This window comes from Streptomyces sp. NPDC031225 (genome assembly GCF_055570355.1).
On sequence record NZ_JBVIHJ010000007.1, the window covers coordinates 149,188 to 168,089 of the forward strand.

Annotated in this window: 16 protein-coding genes and 3 pseudogenes; 8 read left to right on the plus strand and 11 right to left on the minus strand. The window is 71.5% G+C overall.

Annotation, left to right across the window (positions count from 1 at the left end; translation table 11 throughout):
* Both ACZ48Z_RS14280 and ACZ48Z_RS14285 read right to left on the minus strand, forming a co-directional pair.
* Window positions 1–595 (minus strand): annotated as a pseudogene (locus tag ACZ48Z_RS14280) (hypothetical protein); the annotation flags it as partial.
* Between the two features lie 169 nt (window positions 596–764).
* The gene (locus tag ACZ48Z_RS14285) at window positions 765–2,150 is read right to left on the minus strand and encodes a transcriptional regulator (RefSeq protein ID WP_468736126.1); all 1,386 of its coding nucleotides are present in this window, start codon (window positions 2,148–2,150) and stop codon (window positions 765–767) included.
* 480 nt (window positions 2,151–2,630) lie between these two features.
* On the opposite strand from ACZ48Z_RS14285, the gene ACZ48Z_RS14290 reads away from it, so the two are divergent.
* From ACZ48Z_RS14290 to ACZ48Z_RS14305, 4 genes are all read left to right on the plus strand, one after another.
* Window positions 2,631–3,293 (plus strand): bifunctional DNA primase/polymerase, encoded by a 663-nt coding sequence (locus ACZ48Z_RS14290; protein WP_468736127.1) that lies wholly within the window; start codon window positions 2,631–2,633, stop codon window positions 3,291–3,293.
* Window positions 3,294–3,356: 63 nt separating this feature from the next.
* Entirely contained in the window at window positions 3,357–4,127 is a 771-nt protein-coding gene (locus ACZ48Z_RS14295) for an ABC transporter ATP-binding protein (RefSeq protein ID WP_468736128.1), read from the plus strand.
* Complete coding sequence (locus ACZ48Z_RS14300) at window positions 4,124–5,713, plus strand: transporter (RefSeq protein ID WP_468736129.1); 1,590 nt, start codon at window positions 4,124–4,126, stop codon at window positions 5,711–5,713. The genes ACZ48Z_RS14295 and ACZ48Z_RS14300 overlap by 4 nt, the downstream gene beginning before the upstream one ends.
* A gap of 191 nt (window positions 5,714–5,904) precedes the next feature.
* Entirely contained in the window at window positions 5,905–6,309 is a 405-nt protein-coding gene (locus tag ACZ48Z_RS14305; protein ID WP_468736130.1) for a DUF4440 domain-containing protein, read from the plus strand.
* A gap of 102 nt (window positions 6,310–6,411) precedes the next feature.
* On the opposite strand, the gene ACZ48Z_RS14310 is transcribed toward ACZ48Z_RS14305, so the two are convergent.
* Together ACZ48Z_RS14310 and ACZ48Z_RS14315 are read right to left on the minus strand one after the other, a co-directional pair.
* A complete protein-coding gene (locus ACZ48Z_RS14310; protein ID WP_468736131.1) occupies window positions 6,412–7,389 on the minus strand; it encodes an alpha/beta fold hydrolase in 978 nt (325 codons plus the stop codon).
* 514 nt (window positions 7,390–7,903) lie between these two features.
* Window positions 7,904–8,596: a metal-dependent transcriptional regulator gene (locus ACZ48Z_RS14315; RefSeq protein ID WP_468736132.1), complete on the minus strand. Its 693-nt coding sequence runs from the start codon at window positions 8,594–8,596 to the stop codon at window positions 7,904–7,906.
* A gap of 204 nt (window positions 8,597–8,800) precedes the next feature.
* Here ACZ48Z_RS14315 and ACZ48Z_RS14320 point away from each other — a divergent pair, with 204 nt between their 5' ends.
* The 3 genes from ACZ48Z_RS14320 to ACZ48Z_RS14330 all read left to right on the plus strand — a co-directional run bounded on the left by ACZ48Z_RS14320 (window position 8,801) and on the right by ACZ48Z_RS14330 (window position 12,049).
* Window positions 8,801–9,577, plus strand: coding sequence for an SIS domain-containing protein (locus tag ACZ48Z_RS14320; protein ID WP_468736133.1), 777 nt, complete (start codon window positions 8,801–8,803; stop codon window positions 9,575–9,577).
* 505 nt (window positions 9,578–10,082) lie between these two features.
* Window positions 10,083–10,502: a GNAT family N-acetyltransferase gene (locus ACZ48Z_RS14325; protein ID WP_468736338.1), complete on the plus strand. Its 420-nt coding sequence runs from the start codon at window positions 10,083–10,085 to the stop codon at window positions 10,500–10,502.
* Between the two features lie 146 nt (window positions 10,503–10,648).
* Window positions 10,649–12,049 carry a PAS domain-containing protein gene (locus tag ACZ48Z_RS14330; protein ID WP_468736134.1) on the plus strand — a complete coding sequence of 467 codons (1,401 nt, stop codon included), beginning with the start codon at window positions 10,649–10,651 and terminating at the stop codon, window positions 12,047–12,049.
* Between the two features lie 20 nt (window positions 12,050–12,069).
* On the opposite strand, the gene pdxH is transcribed toward ACZ48Z_RS14330, so the two are convergent.
* Complete coding sequence (pdxH, locus tag ACZ48Z_RS14335) at window positions 12,070–12,699, minus strand: pyridoxamine 5'-phosphate oxidase (protein ID WP_468736339.1); 630 nt, start codon at window positions 12,697–12,699, stop codon at window positions 12,070–12,072.
* Window positions 12,700–12,868: 169 nt separating this feature from the next.
* Here pdxH and ACZ48Z_RS14340 point away from each other — a divergent pair, with 169 nt between their 5' ends.
* Window positions 12,869–13,981, plus strand: a complete 1,113-nt coding sequence (locus ACZ48Z_RS14340) for a citrate synthase 2 (RefSeq protein ID WP_468736135.1) — start codon at window positions 12,869–12,871, stop codon at window positions 13,979–13,981.
* A 104-nt stretch (window positions 13,982–14,085) separates the two neighbouring features.
* On the opposite strand, the gene ACZ48Z_RS14345 is transcribed toward ACZ48Z_RS14340, so the two are convergent.
* The 6 genes and pseudogenes from ACZ48Z_RS14345 to ACZ48Z_RS14370 form a co-directional block, all read right to left on the minus strand.
* Window positions 14,086–14,700: a TetR/AcrR family transcriptional regulator gene (locus tag ACZ48Z_RS14345; RefSeq protein ID WP_468736136.1), complete on the minus strand. Its 615-nt coding sequence runs from the start codon at window positions 14,698–14,700 to the stop codon at window positions 14,086–14,088.
* Window positions 14,688–15,422, minus strand: a complete 735-nt coding sequence (locus ACZ48Z_RS14350) for an enoyl-CoA hydratase family protein (RefSeq protein ID WP_468736137.1) — start codon at window positions 15,420–15,422, stop codon at window positions 14,688–14,690. The genes ACZ48Z_RS14345 and ACZ48Z_RS14350 overlap by 13 nt, the downstream gene beginning before the upstream one ends.
* A pseudogene (locus tag ACZ48Z_RS14355) lies at window positions 15,419–15,616 on the minus strand (AMP-binding enzyme); the annotation flags it as partial. The gene ACZ48Z_RS14350 and the pseudogene ACZ48Z_RS14355, both read right to left, overlap by 4 nt.
* Window positions 15,616–15,819 (minus strand): annotated as a pseudogene (locus tag ACZ48Z_RS14360) (AMP-binding protein); the annotation flags it as partial. The pseudogenes ACZ48Z_RS14355 and ACZ48Z_RS14360, both read right to left, overlap by 1 nt.
* 33 nt (window positions 15,820–15,852) lie before the next feature.
* On the minus strand, window positions 15,853–16,983 hold the full coding sequence (locus tag ACZ48Z_RS14365) for an acyl-CoA dehydrogenase family protein (RefSeq protein WP_468736138.1): 1,131 nt from the start codon (window positions 16,981–16,983) through the stop codon (window positions 15,853–15,855).
* Between the two features lie 68 nt (window positions 16,984–17,051).
* Window positions 17,052–18,893 carry an acetyl/propionyl/methylcrotonyl-CoA carboxylase subunit alpha gene (locus tag ACZ48Z_RS14370; protein WP_468736139.1) on the minus strand — a complete coding sequence of 614 codons (1,842 nt, stop codon included), beginning with the start codon at window positions 18,891–18,893 and terminating at the stop codon, window positions 17,052–17,054.
* Between the last annotated feature and the right edge of the window lie 9 nt (window positions 18,894–18,902).

An 18,902-nucleotide genomic window follows, 5' to 3' on the forward strand; every position in this document is an offset into this window, starting at 1 on the left:
TGTTGTACGCCGGACCCGTGGGCTGCTGCGGAACACCGCCACCCGGAGCCCCGTAGGCCGCCACCTGGCCCTCCTGCGCGGGCAGCGGCTGGGACTGCGGGGCCGGGGCCGACGGGAGCGGCTGACCCACCGGCGGCAGGTAGTACGACGTCGGCTCATCGGTGTTGTACGCCGGACCCGTGGGCTGCTGCGGAACACCGCCACCCGGAGCCCCGTAGGCCGCCACCTGGCCCTCCTGCGCGGGCAGCGGCTGGGACTGGGGCTGCTGCGGAGTGCCCCAGGTCTGGGTGGCCGGCTGCGACCAGTCCTGGGCGGGGGTCTGCTCGGGGCCCCACGCGGTGCCCCACGCCTGTCCGCCGGGCGGCTGGCCGTACCCCTGGTCACCGGAGGGCCGGCCGTACGCCCCGTCGGGCGGGCCACCCTGCGCAGGGTCCTCGTAGCCGCCCCGCGGGGGATCGCCGTAACCGCCCTGCGGGGGATCGCCGTACCCACCCGTCCGTCCCGGCAGCAGGGGTTCCCCGCCGTCGGAGGGCAGCACGATGCCTTCGCGCGCTTCGCGCGCCGAGGGCTGCTCGCCCTGTCCACTCTGCGTCACCGGGACTCCTACTTATGGGGGAACTTCGGAATCGTCGGCTCACGCTACCGGGTCCTCCGAGCCCGGTGCACGTAGCACAGGTCGTGACCTGCGCCCCTGTGACCGCAGTAACAGTTCTCTGGTGATCATGTGACGGTTCCGGGCCCGGATCCGCTGTGTAAGACCCCCTCTACGCCGCCGCCTGGAGGTCCAGCCGGGCCCCGAACTCCCGTACCACCGCCTCGTCCCGGAACGGCTCAAGGCGTTGCTGGAAGTCGTCGAGGTACTCCGCGCCCCGGTTGGAGCGGACGCTCTCCAGCAACTCCACCGCCTTCAGGCCGGTGTTGCAGGCCTGTTCGATCTCGCGCTGCTGCACCTGCGCAGTGGCGAGCAGGACGTACCCGATGGCCCGGCGGCGGGCCTTGTTCTCGGGGAGTCCGTCCAGGGACTCCTGCGCGCACCGCGCCGCGGCGTCGGCCTGGCCGAGGTCGCGGTGGCAGTGGGCCAACTCGTCGGCCAGATACGCCTCGTCGAAGTGCGCGATCCACGCCGGGTCGTCGCCGGTGGACGGGTCCGCCGCCTCCAGCGCGTGCACGGCCCGCCCGGACGCCGCCTGGGTGGCCCGCGCGTCGCCCATGAGCGCGTGCCCGCGGGCCTCCGCCGCGTGGAACATGGCCTCCGCGCGCGGTGTCACGCGACCCCGCGCCCCTTCCTGCGCCGCACGCGCCAACTGGGCGATCTCGCGCGGGTTCCCGAGCTGCGCGGCGAGGTGGCTCATGGACGCGGCGAGCACATAGCCGCCGTATCCGCGGTCGCCGGCCGCCTGCGCGAGCCGCAGCGCCTGGATGTAGTACCGCTGGGCCAGGCCCGGTTGACCGGTGTCGATCGCCATGTACCCGGCGAGTTCCGTCAGCCGCGCGACGGCGGCGAACAGGTCCCGCCCGACCGCCTCCCGGTACGACCCGGCGAGCAGTCCGGAGACCACACTGTTGAGGTAGTGCACGACGACCGGGCGCACATGCCCGCTGCCGTACTGGTGATCGAGGTCTACGAGGGCCTGGGTCATCGCCCGTACGGCCGCCACGTCGGACTGCCCCACCCGGGGGCCCGCCGCGCGCGCGACCTGCGAGTCGGGCGAGGAGATCAGCCAGTCGCGGCTCGGCTCGACCAGCGCGGACGCGGCGACGGAGGAACCGGACAGGAAGTCCCGGCGGCCCACGTCACTGCGCCACAGCTCACACACCTGCTCGATGGCGCCCAGTACCGTCGGCGAGAACTGGAGCCCGACACCGGAGGCGAGGTTCTTGCCGTTGGCCATGCCGATCTCGTCGATCGTGACCGTACGGCCGAGCTTGCGCCCGAGGGCCTCCGCGATGATCGCGGGCGCCCTGCCCCGCGGCTGCTGTCCGCGCAGCCAACGGGCCACGGACGTCTTGTCGTAGCGCAGGTCGAGGCCGTGTTCGGCACCGCACATGTTGACGCGGCGGGCGAGCCCGGCGTTCGAGCACCCCGCCTCCTGGATGAGCGCCTGCAGCCGTTCGTTCGGCTGCCGCGCGACGAGAGGCCTTGCGGCCATGGCGTACCCCCTGTGGCTGCGGTGCCTGCCCACGCACCGAGTTGACGTGTCTTCCACTTTCCGGACCAGGTCGGTGTGAACGAAAAGTTCCGGCCGTGAAGATCAATGCCCCGTGGAGACAGCTAAAATGCGAGGCATGCGAGGATTGCCGGGGTAAAGGCAGAAGCCTGCCCCTCTCGTGGCTACCCAGCTCACGCCCCGGTTCCTCTCGCGCGCCCCCACACGTGCATCCATGCGCCCCAGATGCCGAACCCATGCTCCTCCCCCGCGCGCGCAGGTCGTGGCGTCGGACCCGCTTCGTCCGCCCTGAGGGCGGGCCTCGCGGCGTCCGGCGCATGCGACCGCAAGGCGGCGAAAGGTCCTCGTGGCACAGCTGCTCGGACCTTTCGGCAACACGGTGAGCATGCGTGGCGGGCGCCGCGAGTCAGAAGTCGGTCCGGCGCCGGAGCCTGGCCGTAACCCGAGGTGGGCGCGGGAGTTGTGTTGAGCGTGGAAGAGACGATCGCGGGCCCCGAGGCCGCTCAGATTCCGAAGCAGCGCGGGGAATCGCTGCTGGAGACAGCCGTACGCTACGCCGAGGAGCGCCACTGGGACGTCTTCCCCGGTACCTGGCTGGAACCCGTCGACGGAGTGCAGCGCTGCTCCTGCGGGGACGGCGCGTGCGCCGCACCCGGGGCGCATCCCGCGCGGGAGGACTGGGCGACGCAGGCCACCGGCAGTGCGACGGTCGCGCGCCGGATGTGGTCCAAGCAGCCGGCCGCTTCCATCCTGTTGCCGACGGGACGGACCTTCGACGCGATCTCCGTCCGGGACACTGCCGGTTTTCTCGCGCTGGCTCGCATGGAGCGCATGGAGTCGACGCTCGGTCCCGTGACGCTGACGCCCGATCGTCGGATGCACTTCTTCGTGTTGCCGGGCGCGTCGGCCAAGGTGCCGGATCTCGTGCGCAAGCTGGGGTGGGCTCCCACGTCGCTCGACCTCGTGGTGCTGGGCGAGGGGTCGTTCGTCGCGGCACCTCCGACCCGGTACGGGTCTTCCGGGGCCGTGCAGTGGGCCTGCCGTCCGACGCCCGCCAACCGTTGGCTGCCGGACGCCGAGGAGTTGATCTCGCCGCTTGCCTACGCGTGCGGCAGAGACCGCTGACACGGGCCCGCGCGGCGGAGCCGCCTCATCGATCACGGCCGCGCACGCCTAAGGTTGACCTTCATGACGTCGGCCGTAAGTGTGCGTGGGCTCTGGAAGCGGTTCGGGCAGCAGATCGCCGTTGCCGGGATTGATCTCGAACTGCCTGCCGGGAAGTTCATCGGTCTCGTCGGGCCCAACGGGGCCGGGAAGACCACCACTCTCTCCATGGTGACCGGGCTGCTGCGGCCCGATGAGGGCTCCGTCTCCGTCGTCGGGCACGACGTGTGGCGGGATCCCGTAGAGGTGAAGGCACGGATCGGGGTCCTGCCCGAGGGGCTGCGGCTGTTCGAGCGGTTGTCGGGGCGTGAACTGCTCGCGTACAGCGGGCGGTTGCGGGGGCTGCCCGGTGCCGAGGTGGACAAGCGGGCGGGCCAGCTGCTCGACGTACTGGATCTCGCGGGATCCCAGCACAAGCTGGTCGTCGACTACTCGACCGGGATGCGGAAGAAGATCGGGCTGGCGGCCGCGCTGCTGCACAATCCCGAAGTGCTGTTCCTCGACGAGCCGTTCGAGGGCGTCGACCCGGTCTCCGCGCAGACCATCCGGGGGGTCCTGGAGCGGTACACCGCATCCGGCGCCACCGTCGTCTTCTCCTCGCATGTGATGGAGCTCGTGGAGTCGCTGTGCGACTGGGTGGCCGTGATGGCCGCCGGCCGCATCCGCGCCCACGGGCCGCTCGACGAGGTGCGCGGCACCGCGCCCTCGCTGCAACGCGCCTTCCTCGAACTCGTGGGCGCCCACGGGCAGAACACCGGTGCCGACCTCGACTGGCTGGGCGGCGGGGCGCGATGACCGAGGACATCACCCCGGTCGTCGTACGGCTGAAGCTGTCCCTGCTCAGGAACGGGCTGCGGCAGTCCGGCGGGCGGCGGGCCGCCTACATCGCCTCGGCGGTCGCCGTGCTCCTCTTCTCCGTCCTCCAGCTGCTCGGGCTCATCGCCCTGCGCGGCGACGAGCACGCCGTGTCCGTCGTCGTCCCGCTGGTCGCCGTGCTGGCGGGCGGCTGGGCCGTGATGCCGCTGTTCTTCCCCGGCGGCGACGAGACCCTCGACCCCACCCGCCTGGTGATGCTGCCGCTGCGGCCCCGACCCCTCGTACGGGCCCTCCTCGCGGCCTCACTCGTCGGCATCGGGCCGGTGTTCACGCTCTGCCTGCTCGTCGGCTCCGTCGTCTCGGTCGCGCACGGCGGTGCGGCCTACGTCGTCGGCGTCCTCGGGACCGGGCTCGCACTGCTGGTCTGCGTGGCCCTGGCGCGCACGGTCGCCGTGGCCAACGTCCGGCTGCTGACCAGCCGCAAGGGCCGTGATCTCGCGGTGCTGAGCGGGCTGATCATCGCCGTCGGCGCCCAGGTCGTGAACTTCGGGGCGCAGCGCCTGGGTTCGGGCGGTCTGGGGCAGCTGGACGGGCCGACGGCGGTGCTGAAGTGGATCCCGCCCGCGTCGGCGATCGGCGCCGTCGACTCGGTGAGCGAGGGGTCGTACGGCATCGCCGTCCTGCAACTCGCCCTGTCCGCCGCCGCTCTGGCGGGCCTGCTCGCCCTGTGGGCCCGTCATCTGACCCGGCTGATGACCTCGCCCGACGGCTCCACGCTCCCCTCCGCTGCGGGGGCGGCCCGGCAGCGGAGTTCGACCGGGCTCGCCCGTCTGCTGCCCGCCGGGCGCACCGGCACCGTCATGGAACGCAGCCTGCGCTATGTGTGGCGCGACCCCAAGACGAAGGCCGCGTGGGTGACGTCGCTGGCCATCGGGCTGATCGTGCCGGTGTTCAACGCGGTGCAGGGCACCGGCTCGATCTACTTCGCCTGCTTCGCCGCGGGCATGCTCGGTGTGCAGATGTACAACCAGTTCGGGCAGGACACGTCCGCGTTCTGGATGGTCGCCATGACGATCTCCTCGACCCGGGACGCCTACGTCGAACTCCGCGCGCGTGCCCTGGCGCTGCTGCTGATCACCCTGCCGTACGCCACCCTCGTCACCGTCCTGACGACCGCGCTGATCGGCGACTGGCCGAAGCTGCCCGAGGTGCTCGGCCTGTCCTTCGCGCTGCTCGGGGCGATGCTGGCGACCGGGGCGTGGTCGTCGGCGCGCTTCCCGTACTCCATTCCGCAGGAGGGCTACAAGAACGTGGCCCCCGGGCAGTCCGGTCTCGCCGCTGCCGCCGTCGTCGGCGGCATGGTCTCGGCCGCCCTGCTGAGCGCGCCGGTGATCGCCCTGACCATCTGGGCGAACGTCAGCGCGGACGGCGACGAGTGGAGCTGGCTGCTGCTGCCGGTCGGCGCGGTCTACGGCGCGGTGATCACCTACGGCGGACTGCGGCTCGCGGCGCCGCGGACGGCCCGGCTGCTGCCGGAGATCCTGATGGCGGTCAGCAAGGGCTGACGCGGGCGCCTGACGTAGGGGCCTGCGGGCGCCGGCGTGCGCACGTCGGTGTGCGCGGACGTCACCCGACCGGGCCCCGGTGAAGTTGATCGACACTGTTGGCGAAATCGGTTCAGTGCCGTGATGGTGGCCGACATGCCGGCAGTAGGCGACGATCAGGCGCGAGGCGTTCGCCCTTTGGAGGAGTACCCGTGTCCGACGTCAAGGCCGAGCTCGACAAGCTGATGCGTGCTTTCCTCGGCGCCTTCACCAACACCGGTGGCAGCCGGCCGAACGTCGAAGCTGTCCGAGAGGTGTTCATTCCACAAGGAATGATCATCAAAAACGTCGGGGGCGTGCCTGTGATCTACGACCTCGACGGGTTCGTCGAGCCCCGGGAGAAAATCCTCACCGACGGGACGCTGACGGAGTTCTCCGAGTGGGAAGTCGCCGATCGGACCGAAGTCTTCGGGTCGATCGCGCACCGGTTCAGCGAATACCGCAAGTCCGGTTTCCTCAACGGCGAGTGGTTCGAGGGCTCCGGTTGCAAGACCACCCAGTTCGTCCTGACACCTGCCGGCTGGAGGATGAGCTCGATGGCCTGGGACGACGCGTAGGGGCCCAACGCCCGCGGTCCGTTCCGAGGCACCGGCCAGACCCACGTTCAGTCCCAGGATTCGCCGACAGTGTCGAGTTGATCCGCCGGGGGTCGTCCGTTGTCAGGGTTCCCGGCCGGTGTCCTTGGTGTCGGTGGCGGCGTCCGGGGTGTCAGTGGCGTCCTTGCCGTCCTCGGCGTCCAGGCTGTCCAGGAAGGGCTCTATGGCTGCCCGCCACGCCTCCGGCTGGTCGTAGTGGACGAGGTGGCCGGCGTCGGCGACCTCCGCGTACTCGCCGCGGGGCAGGACGCGGACCATCTCCTGGGCCTCGGCCCGGCCCAGCTCGCCGTCGAGGCCGCGGACGACCAGGGCGGGGCACCTGACCTGGGTGAGTTCCTCCCAGTGGGCGTCGTAGACCCAGGTCTCGCGGGACTGAAGCATCTGCTCGGGCTCGAAGACGGGGCGCCAGCCGTCGGGGGACTCGGTCATCACCTCGGCGTAGAACTCGCCGCGCGCCGGGTTGGGGCGTTCCACCCAGGGGTCGTCCTCGCCGAACCACTTGCGGACGTCGGCGAGTGTGGCGAAGGGGGCGGGCCAGGCCTTGAACCACTCGCCCCACTCCCGCTGCGAGGCGCCGCCGAGGGCGGAGGCCCGCATGTCGCAGATGATCACCCCGCGGACCAGGTCGGGTCGCCGGGCGGCGAGCTGCCAGGCGGTCAGGGCACCCATCGCGTGGCCGATGAGAACGGTCGGGGCGAGTCCCAGTTGTTCGAGGGCGGCCTCGGCGTCCTCGACATAGGCGTCACGGGTGAAGGAGGCCCGAGGGGGCTTGTCGCTCTGGCCGTGGCCGCGCTGGTCGAGCGCGATCGCCCGGTAGCGCTCGGACAGCCAGCGGGCGGTGGACGCCCAGTGCGAGGCACGGCCCATCAGGCCGTGGAGTAACAGCACCCCGGGTGATCGTTTCTCCGCGGCTCCCCTCGCCGGGTCAGCCGAGTCGGCCGGAGCCGCCCGGTCGGCCGGGTCGGTCTTGGGAGGATCACCGAACTCCCAGGCCGCGAGACGTACGCCGCCCGCCCCGGTCACGTCGATGCGCCGCGCCATTGGCACCCCCCTAGCTCCCCGGACCGCTGTGCCTGCCTGCCGTGTCTGCCCCGTCTGCCGCTTCTCTGCCTCACATCTCTGTAGCGCACATCCTGCGCGCCCCGTCACCCCAGATTATCGAATGCGTATTCGAAAATGGGGTTTCGCCCGGCAACACCCCTCGTTCGAGTGACCTCGCGCAAGGAATGATCGCCGCCGCCGAGGGGAGATCTTCAGCGGGAGGCGGACCGCTCGGGGACATCGGTCCGAAGGGGATGACCCTGGGAGCTCGGGGCTCCGGGTCAACACTGGGGAGGACAGGCCCCGGCGCCGAAAGGTGCCGGGGCCATCCATACGTCTACGGCACATCTGCCCGCCCCCTCAGGTCATATGCCTCACGCGACAGCCTCGCACGGGAAGCGTCGAAGCGCTGCGATTCCGCGCACTGAATCTTGGGTTCGACGAGCCCCGGAAAGGCCACAACCGCCTCACGGACACCGGCAATTGAGAACCGGTTCCGCCACCGCGCGACCGGTCAGCGCTTGGCGACGAACACATGCGAGGCGACGTCCGACTCCAGCTCGGCCGCCTCACCGCCGCTGCCCACCAGCACCCCGCCGGGCGACTCCGTCACGCTCACCACGGAACCGGGCTGCACACCCGCCCGGCGCAGCGTGTACATCAGCTGCGCGTCCGTCTGGATCGGCTCGCCGATACGGCGTACGACGACCGTCTTCCCGTCGAGACCCGGGTCCAGTTCGGCCAGCGACACCATGCCCTCGTCCAGGAACGGATCGGCGCCGTCCTTCTCGCCCAGCTCCTCCAGACCCGGGATCGGGTTGCCGTACGGCGACTCGGTGGGGTGGCGCAGCAGCTCCAGCACCCGGCGCTCCACCGCCTCGCTCATCACGTGCTCCCAGCGACACGCCTCCGCGTGGACCTGCTCCCACTCCAGGCCGATCACGTCGACGAGCAGGCACTCCGCGAGCCGGTGCTTGCGCATCACGCGCGTGGCCAGCCGCCGGCCCTCGTCCGTCAGCTCCAGATGCCGGTCACTGGCGACCGACACCAGTCCGTCGCGCTCCATCCGCGCCACGGTCTGGCTGACCGTCGGCCCGCTCTGGTCCAGCCGCTCGGCGATCCGGGCGCGCATGGGGACCACACCTTCCTCCTCCAGCTCGAGGATGGTGCGGAGATACATCTCCGTGGTGTCGATCAGTCCGGACATACGTGCCCCTTGATGAGATCTGCCGGAAGCACGACAGCTTCCGGCGTGTGCGCTGGCCCTGGCGTCAATTCTGCCGGATACCACTGACAAGCGTGCCGCGCCGGTGCAACCAAGCGGTTACGAGCAGGCTCGCGGCCGTATTGACATCCCACTGGTCCAGACCGCACGGTGATCCGCGACACGGCGACGAAGGGTTGATGACGCATGGGCGAGACGGGCTCCGCACACGGCGACGGCAAGCTGGCCGGGCAGTTCTTCGACGCCGCGATCGGACTGCTGCAGCGGGTCCGCGACGAGGAGGGCGAGGCCGTCGCCGCGGCCGGGGCGCTCCTCGCCGACACCGTCGCCGCCGGGGGCCGCCTGTTCGCCTTCGGCGCCGGGCACTCCTCGCTCGCCGCGCAGGACCTGGTCTACCGGGCCGGCGGACTCGCCCTCATGAACCTGCTGACCGTGCCGGGCGCCGTGGGCGTCGACGTCATTCCGGCAACCCTGGGCTCCGCCCTGGAACGCGTGGACGGCCTCGCGAGCGCGGTCCTGAACTGCTCGCCCCTGCGCACGGGAGACGCCCTCGTGATCATCTCCCTCTCCGGCCGCAACGCGCTCCCCGTGGAGATGGCGTCGACCGCGCGCTCGCTGGGCGTGAAGGTCATCGGCGTCACGTCGGTCGCGTACACGAGGGAGACGAAGCCCCGCCACAGCTCGGGCACCTTCCTCAAGGACCACTGCGACATCGTCCTCGACTCGAAGATCGCCCCCGGCGACGCGGAGCTGTCCCTGGACACGGTCCCGGCCCCCTTCGCCCCGGCCTCCACGGTCGTGACCTCGGCGCTGCTCCAGGCGGTGATGGCCACGGCGGCGGGCGCGCTGGCGGAGCGGGGCATCGAGCCGCCGCTGCTGCGGTCGGGGAACGTCGACGGCGGGCTGGCGTGGAACGAGCGGGTCTTCGAGGAGTACGGGGACCGGATCTTCTACCGGCGGTAGCTGAACGCAGACGACCCGCGAGCTCTGGTCCCTCCGCCTCGCGGCGGGGGAGCCGGCCGGACGTTACCGGCGAGCTCGCGGGTCGGGTGACTGCGTTGAATTGGCCGGCTGCGTGCATCTCGTACACGCGGGTCCGGCACCGCACTGTGTGTGGTGGCAGGCCGTTAGCCCGCAGCCACCTCGCGCGTCCGGGTTTCAGTCATTTACCCGATCACCTCCCTTCGGCGTGCGTCACACACTAGGAACTGTTCCGGCGCCGATCAACCGGTTTTCCGGGATGTCGGCTCTCAGGGCTCCGGCCGAGTGCTGTAGTTGCCCGAACGGGATGACGTCGAGTCCTGCCGGTCTGTCCCGCGCCGCTGTTTCGGGGAGGCCGGGCCGGCTGCCTCGATGCTCATGTGTGGCCTCGCCGATCCCAGGACGAGGACAGGAACAGAGGCGTACGCGCGGAGGGGGAGTGGTGATCGTGGCTGACCTGCGGATCGAACCCGTCGTAGGGGACGAGATGGCGGAGGAGTGGCGGTACGTGCACAACGTGATCGTTCCGCCCGCCGCCATGGGGCTCGACGACGTGCGGGAGCGCGCTCTGCGGTACCGGCTGGAGAACGCGTACCTCGGGGAGACCCTCGTGGGGTGCTCGACCGTCCGGCCGCCCGAGGGCGACGACGCGGTGGCGACCGTCATCGCGCGCGTGCTGCCCGATTACCGCGGGAGGGGTTTCGGGACCGCCCTGTACGAGAAGGGTCTTGATCATGCGCGCGTGCTCGGCGCCAGGGTGATCGAGACATGTGTGCTGGCCGTCAATGGGGACGGGACGCGGTTCGCACAGGCGCGAGGGTTCGTCGAGGTCGACCGGTATGTACTGGACGGCGAGAGCGACGAGTGGATCGACCTGCGGCTGGAGCCGGACCGTAGGGTCGTTTGAGCGGATTCGGAGCGTTTCCGGCGTACAACGATTCCCTCAATCTTGCGGGAACCCGGTGTGTGCTGCGTCACGTTCGAGTTGAATGATTGTTAGTGAGCGAACCGACGTGCGGTACGTACGGACGCGGCAGCTGGCAGGGGGTCCAGGTGAGTGCTTCACGGCGTAGTGGGACCACCGACGAGCTGGGCCCGGACGGGCCCGGTCCGGACGGCCCGGGCGGTTCGGACCTGCTCGCCGCGCTGCTGGACGGGATGGACGCGGCCCTGTGCGCCTTCGACGCCGAGGGTGTCGTCACGCACTGGAACCGTGAGGCGGAGCGGATCCTCGGATGGACCGCGGCCGAGGCCGTGGGACGGCACGGGTTCGCGGGCTGGGCCGTACGTCCGGCGGACGCCGAGGAGGTCGAGGGGCGGCTGATGTCCGCCATGCAGGCGCCCGGACGGCAGGTCCACGAGTTCGCGCTGCTGACCAAGGACGGCGGACGGGTGCTCGTACGGACCCAGTCCGCGGCCGTGCGCGGCCCTGACGGGAAGCCCGCCGGGGTGTACTGCGCCTTCAGCGAGGTGCACACGCAGATCGACCTGGAGCGGTCCATCGCGCTGAGCGAGGCGCTGTTCGAGGACGCCTCGTGGGGTGTCGTGCTGGTCGACGCCGATCTGCGGCCCGCCGCGGTGAACGCGCACGCGGCCCGGTCGCTGGGCGTCGGGCGTACGTCCGTGCTGGGGCGGCCCCTCGGGGAGCTGCTCGCGCAGGGCGTGGAGGAGCTGGAGAGCGCGCTCACCCATGTGCTGGCCGAGGGCGCGCCGCCGGCGCCGGCCGAGATCTGGGTCGCGGTGCGGACGCCCGACGGGGAGAAGCGGCGCTGCTGGCGCTGCGGCTTCGTACGGCTGGCCTCGCCGCTCGCTGAGGAGCCCGTGCCGTTGGGGGTCGGCTGGCTGTTCCAGGACGTGACCGAGGCCAAGCAGAGCGAGCAGGAGGCCTCGCTGCTGCGCTTTAGGACGAACCAGCTGCACCGGGCGGCCCGGGCGGCCGCCGAGTGCGAGGATCCGTCCGAGGCCGCCGTCGTCCATCTGGACTTCGCGCTCGCCGGGTTCGCCGACCACGCGTTGATAGACCGGGTGAGCGGGGGCGCGGTGGCCGACGGCGAGGGTTCCGGTCCTGTCCGGCTGGTACGGGTCGCGGCGACGCCCTCCGGGGCACCCGGGCCGAGCATGCAGGCGTCGGGCGCGGCCGGGCTGCCCGTGCGGTACGGCGAGGGGCATCCGGCGCTGCAGTGCGTGGACCGCGCGGGGTCGGTGCGGGCGAGTGTGGGGACGGTGTCGGCGGACCGGGCCCGGGAGTGGGCCTCGGCCCGGCAGTGGCCCGGGGACGTGGTGCACGCCCTGTGCGCGGTGTTGCGGAGCCGGGGCCGGACGCTCGGGGTCGTGACGTTCCTGCGCGGCGCTGGGAGGGGCCAGTTCGAGCGCGGTGACGCGGTGTACGCGGAGGATGTGGCGGTGCGGATCGCCGCGGCGCTGGATCTCGGCGGGGTGGTGGGGCGGGCGTAGGGCCGCGTCGAGCCGCTTCTTCACGGACTCAACCGCTCCACCCGCCAGCTTCCGTCCGGCTCCGCCGCGTATCGCAGCCTGTCGTGGAGGCGGTTCTCGCGGCCCTGCCAGAACTCCACCGTCTGCGGGGCCACCCGGAAGCCGCCCCAGTGCGGGGGGACCGGGACCTGTTCGCCCTCGGGGTAGCGGGCGGCCAGGCCGGCGTAGGCGGTGTCCACCTGCTCGCGTGTCTCGATCACCGAGGACTGCGCGCTGGCCCAGGCGCCGAGCTGGGAGCCGTGCGGGCGGGTGCGGAAGTAGGCGGCGGTCTCGTCGCGGCCGGTGCGGCGGGCGAGGCCGGTGACGATGACCTGGCGTGCCATGGGGTGCCAGGGGAAGAGCAGGGAGATGTACGGGTTGCGCGCGAGGTCGCTCGCCTTGCGGGAGTCGTAGTTCGTGTAGAAGACGAAGCCCCGCTCGTCGAACTGCTTGAGCAGGACCGTGCGGGAGCTGGGGCGGCCCTCGGCGTCCGCGGTGGAGACGACCATGGCGTTCGGCTCGAACAGGTGGGCCTCGGTGGCCGCCTGCTGGAACCAGCGCGCGAACTGTCCGACGGGCGTGGCGGCCAGGTCGGTCTCGGCGAGGCCCTGTGCGCGGTACTGCTCGCGCATGGACGCGGGGTCCGGGGAGACGGCGTTTGCTGCGTCGGTCACGCGGTCATCCTGCCGTACGGACGGCCCGGCCACAGTTGGTGGCACTGAGTGCCGCACGGGCTCCCCAAAGGTGGCACTCGGGGATATCGTGACGTCATCCGTCGAACACATCACGAGGAGCCGCCTGATGTCCGACTTCGACCCCGGATTCGTACCCGGTCTTGAAGGAGTCGTCGCGTTCGAGACGGAGATCGCCGAACCGGACAAGGAGGGCGGCGCTCTGCGGTACCGGGGCGTCGACATCGAGGATCTGGTCGGCCATGTCTCGTTCGGCAACGTGTGGGGGCTGCTGGTCGACGGCGCCTTCGATCCCGGTCTGCCGCCCGCCGAGCCGTTCCCGATCCCGGTGCACTCCGGTGACATCCGGGTGGACGTCCAGTCGGCGCTTGCCATGCTCGCCCCGGTGTGGGGTCTGAAGCCGCTGCTCGACATCGACGCCGAGCAGGCGCGTGCGGACCTGGCCCGGGCCGCCGTGATGGCCCTCTCCTACGTCGCCCAGTCCGCGCGCGGGCAGGGCAACGCGATGGTGCCGCAGCGGGAGATCGACAAGGCGCAGTCCGTCGTCGAGCGGTTCATGATCCGCTGGCGGGGCGAGCCGGACCCGAAGCACGTGGCCGCCGTGGACGCCTACTGGACGTCGGCCGCGGAGCACGGGATGAACGCGTCGACGTTCACCGCGCGCGTGATCGCCTCCACCGGCGCGGACGTCGCCGCCGCGCTCTCCGGGGCGGTGGGCGCGATGTCCGGGCCGCTGCACGGGGGTGCGCCCTCCCGGGTGCTCGGGATGATCGAGGAGATCGAGCGGACCGGGGACGCGGAGGCGTACGTCAGGCAGGCCCTGGACCGCGGTGAGCGGCTGATGGGGTTCGGGCACCGGGTGTACCGGGCCGAGGATCCCCGCGCGCGCGTGCTGCGTCGTACGGCCCGTGAGCTGGGGGCGCCGCGGTTCGAGATCGCCGAGGCGCTGGAGAAGGCGGCGCTGGCGGAGCTCCACACGCGCCGGCCCGACCGGGTGCTCGCCACGAACGTGGAGTTCTGGGCGGCGATCGTCCTCGACTTCGCCGAGGTCCCGGCGCACATGTTCACGTCGATGTTCACGTGCGCGCGGACGGCCGGGTGGTCGGCGCACATCCTTGAGCAGAAGCGGACGGGGCGGCTGGTGCGGCCGTCCGCGCGGTATGTGGGGCCCTCGGCTCGTGATCCTCGGGACATCGAGGGGTATGGGGGCATCGCCCACTGAGAGGGGTGGCTGGGGGTGCGTGGGCGGCTGCGGGTGCGTTGTGGCTTGACGCGCCCGCGCGGCGGAGCCGCAGATCGATACAGCCCCGCGCCCCTAAAAGGCAGCTACCGCAGAGCCTCGTTCAGTAGTGCTGTCCACTGGGTCACCACCCTGTCCCGTCGGGCCTTGTCGTCCGTCAGCAGGTTCGCGAGGCCCAGGCCTCTTGCCATGTCCAGGAGGCCCTGGACCGTTTCTCGGACGCCCGCTTTCGACTCGTCCGCGCCGAGCAGGTCGACCGCGACCCTGTGGGTCTCGCGGCCGACCCTCGCCTCCAGCTCCGTGACCTGGGGGCGCAGTTGCTCCTCGTTGGAGGCGGCCACCCAGAGGTGGAGGGCGGCGCGGAAGAGGGGCCCGGTGTAGAGGTCGACGAGGGCGGAGACGACCGCGCGCCGGTCGCCCTGCGCGCCCAGCGGGAACAGGGCGCGCAGGGCCGTGGAGCGTTCCTCCGCCACGTATGCGACGGCTGCCGTGAAGAGGTCCTCCCTCGTCGGGAAGTGGTGCTGGGCGGCGCCGCGGGAGACTCCGGCGCGTTCGGCGACGACGGTCACCGTGGAGCCGGCCCAGCCGTGTTCGGCGAGTGCGGCCACGGCGGCTTCGAGGAGGCGCTGCCGGGTGGCCCGGCTGCGGTCCTGCTTGGGTCTGCGTTCGGCCCGGTCGCCGATCGTGGTCACACCACCCATGAAGGATCCCGTCGTTCCAGGAAGGCTGTCATGCCCTCGCGCGCCTGCGGCGAGGCGAACAGCTGTGCCGAGAGCGCGGTCAGGCCGGCCGCGTCCCGGTCGAAGGTCTCCAGCACCCTAGCCGTGAGCAGCCGTTTCGTTGCGGCCAGGGCCTCGGGGGCGGCCCGCCGCAGACCGTCGAGGACGGGTTCGAGTACGGCGTCCACGTCGTCGCCCGCCGCCGTGACCAGGCCGATGCGGGCCGCCTCGGCGGCGTCGAAGCGCTCGCCGGTGAGGTAGTGGCGGGCGAGGGCGCGGGGGTCGGTGCGGGGCAGGAGCGGCAGGGAGATGACCGCGGGGGCGAGACCGATCCGCACCTCGGTGAAGGCGAAGGTGGACTCGGTGGAGGCTGCCGAGATGTCGCAGGCGGCGAGGAGGCCGAGGCCGCCCGCGCGGACATGGCCGGTGACGCGGGCGACGACCGGTTTCCCGAGCTCCACGATCTGCCGCAGGAGACCGACCAGGGCGGCCGGGTCCGGGGGGTCCTTCAGGTCGGCGCCGGCGCTGAAGGTGTTGCCGGTGTGGGTGAGGACGATCGCGCGGACGTCCGGGTCCTTGGCACAGTCCGTGAGCGCGGCGGCCAGCTCCCCCACCAGGGCCGCCGACAGGGCGTTGCGGTTGTGCGGGGAGTCCAGGGTCAGGGTCCGCACGCCACGCGCGTGTGTACGGCCGATCAGTGTCATGCGCGCTCCCTCAGCTGTCGTCGGAGGATCTTGCCGGAGGCGGCGCGGGGCACCGCGTCGATGAAGGTGACCTGGCGGACCCGTTTGTAGGGGGCGACGCGTTCGGCGACGTACATCATGACCTCGCCCTCGGAGAGTTCGGCGGCGGCCGGCTGGCGGACCACGTAGGCGCGCGGGACCTCGTTGTCCTCGTCACGTCCCCCTTGGCGACGCCGGCTTCCGCGAGGCCGGCGGCGACCCGGCGGTGGAACGCGTCGAGTTGGCTGTAGGTGAGGGTGGTGCCGTCGGTGCCGTCGATCAGGGCGGGCGCGTCACCGAACTCGGCGGCGCGTGCCAGCACCGCCTCGTGGATGGGCAGTTCCACGGGCTGGACGTCTGCGTACTCGCTGCGGAACACGGTTCCTCCAAGACGGCCTGCTTCCAAGGCGGCCTAGTACGACTTGGGCAGGCCCAGGGTCTGGTGGGAGACGTAGTTGAGAATCATTTCCCTGCTCACCGGTGCGATACGAGCCACGCGCGCGGCCGTTATCAGCGAGGCGATCCCGAACTCCCGGGTGAGGCCGTTGCCGCCGAGGGTGTGGACCGACTGGTCGACCGCCTTCACACAGGCCTCCCCCGCGGCGTACTTCGCCATGTTGGCGGCCTCCCCCGCGGCCGCGTCGTCGCCCGCGTCGTAGAGGTGCGCGGCCTTCTGCATCATCAGACGGGCGAGTTCGAGGTCGATGTGGGCCTGGGCGAGGGGGTGGGCGATGGCCTGGTGGGCGCCGATGGGGGTGTCCCACACCGTGCGCTCGCGGGCGTACGCGATGGCCCGGGAGAGGGCGTAGCGGCCCATACCGATCGCGAAGGCGGCCGTCATGATGCGCTCGGGGTTGAGACCGGCGAAGAGTTGCAGGAGGCCCGCGTCCTCGTCTCCCACCAGCGCCTCGGCGGGGAGCCGCACGTCGTCGAGGGTGAGCTCGAACTGCTTCTCCGGGGCCTCCAGTTCCATCTCGATACGGCGCCTGCCGAAGCCCGGGGCGTCTCGCGGAACGATGAACAGGCAGGGCTTGAGGCGGCCGGTGCGGGAGTCCTCCGTGCGGCCGACTATGAGGGTGGCGTCGGCTATGTCGACGCCGGAGACGAAGACTTTGCGGCCGGTCAGCAGCCAGTCGGCGCCGTCGCGGCGGGCCGTGGTGCTGATGCGGTGGCTGTTGGAGCCGGCGTCGGGTTCCGTGATGCCGAAGGCCATGGTGCGGGTGCCGTCGGCGAGGGCGGGGAGCCAGTCCCGCTTCTGGGACTCCGTGCCGAAGCGGGCGATCACCGTGCCGCAGATGGCGGGCGACACGATCATCATCAGGAGGGGGGCGCCGGCCGCGCCGAGTTCTTCGAGGACGATGGAGAGTTCGGCTATCCCGCCGCCTCCGCCTCCGTATTCCTCGGGGAGGTTGACTCCCAGGTAGCCGAGTTTGGCTGCTTCGGCCCAGAGTTGCTCTCGGTCGTAACTACGGCCGTGGCGTTTGCCCAGGGCGGATACGGCTTCGCGGAGGGACTTGTGCTCGTCGGTTTCGATCGTGGGCATGTGGCTCCTTCGTTGTGGCTGGTCGCGCCCGCGCGGCGGTAGCCGCAAATTGATGCAGCCCCGCGCCCCTACGCAGTTCGGACCACCGCCAGTAGAGAACCGACCGTTACCTGTTGGCCGACAACCGCATTCAGCTCGGTGAGCGTTCCCGTGTGCGGGGCCGTGATCTTGTGTTCCATCTTCATCGCCTCCAGCCACAGGAGGGATTGGCCCGCTTCCACCGCGGATCCCTCCCTCAGGCCGTCCGCGACCCTCACCACCGTTCCCGGCATGGGGGCCAGCAGGGAGCCCGGGGCGTGCTGGGACGTCGGGTCCGGGAAGCGGGGCAGGGCCCTCAGGGCCGTGCTGCCCACGTACAGCTGGTCGCCGTACCTGGCCACCTCGAACCGTCGCCGCACGCCCTCCACTTCGAGGACGACCCCGCCCGCGTCCGCCTGGATCACCCGGACCCCGTCCGCCTCCAGGCCCTCCCGGGTGTGGCGGTAGCGGACCTCGTGTTCCTCGCCCGCCATCTCGTAGCGCTTGGTCTGCGGGGCCGAGTGCAGGTTGCGGAAGCCTCCGAAGCGGGAGCGGCCGTGGGCGTCCGCGAGGGCCGCCGCCAGGGGGGCCAGCAAGTCCGGGGCCGATTCGGTGAGTTCGGGCAGGTGGCGGTCGTAGAAGCCGGTGTCCATGCGGGCCGTCGTGAACTCCTGGTGGCGAAGGGAGTTCACCAGGAGATCCCTGTTCGTGGCGGGGCCGTGGATCGTCGCCGTCTCCAGCGCGCCCGCGAGTTTGCGGAGCGCCTCCGCGCGGGTGGGGGCGTGGGCGACGACCTTGGCGAGCATCGGGTCGTAGTGGACGCCGATGTCGTCGCCGTCCTCGTAACCCGTGTCCAGGCGGACGGACGCGGGGAGGGCGAGGTGGTGCAGGGTGCCGGTCTGCGGGGTCCAGCCGGTCGCCGGGTCCTCGGCGTAGAGGCGGGCCTCCACGGCGTGGCCATGCGCGCGTGGCGGGTCCTCCGGCAGGGGGTGGCCTTCGGCGACCCGGATCTGCTGCGCCACCAGGTCCAGCCCGAACACCGCTTCCGTCACCGGGTGTTCGACCTGGAGGCGGGTGTTCATCTCCAGGAAGTGGGCCTCGGTGCCGGAGACCAGGAACTCGACCGTGCCCGCGCCCACGTAGTCCACCGCGCGTGCCGCTTTCACTGCCAACCGGCTGAGTTCCTGGGTGAGTTGGTCTGGCAGGCCGGGGGCCGGGGCCTCCTCGATCACCTTCTGGTGGCGGCGCTGGAGGGAGCAGTCGCGGGTGCCGAGTGCCCAGACCGTGCCGTGGGTGTCGGCGAGGATCTGGACCTCGACGTGGCGGCCGTTCTCGACGTACGGCTCGACGAAGACCTCCCCGTCACCGAAGGCGCTCGCGGCCTCGGCGCGGGCGCTCTCCAGAGCGGAGTCCAGCTCCTCCAGCCGGCGCACGACGCGCATTCCGCGGCCGCCGCCGCCCGCGGCCGCCTTCACCAGCACGGGCAGGTCGGCCTCGCCGACCTCGCCCAGGGGCGCCAGCCCCATCAGCTCCTTGGCGCGTGTCTTGGACGCCATCGCCTCGATCGCGGACGGTGGCGGCCCGATCCAGACCAGGCCCGCGTCGAGGACCGCGCGCGCGAAGTCGGCGTTCTCGGAGAGGAAGCCGTAGCCGGGGTGCACGGCGTCGGTGCCGGACGCCACGGCCGCCTTCACGATCAGATCGGCGCGCAGATACGTGTCGGCGGGGGCCGCGCCCGGCAGTCGTACGGCCGTGTCCGCCACACGTGTGTGGAGGGCGTTCGCGTCCGGGTCCGCGTGCACGGCGACCGTCCGGATTCCCAACTCACCGCAGGTGCGGAAGATCCGGCAGGCTATCTCGCCCCGGTTGGCGACGAGCACAGAAGTGATCACTGATGGGTC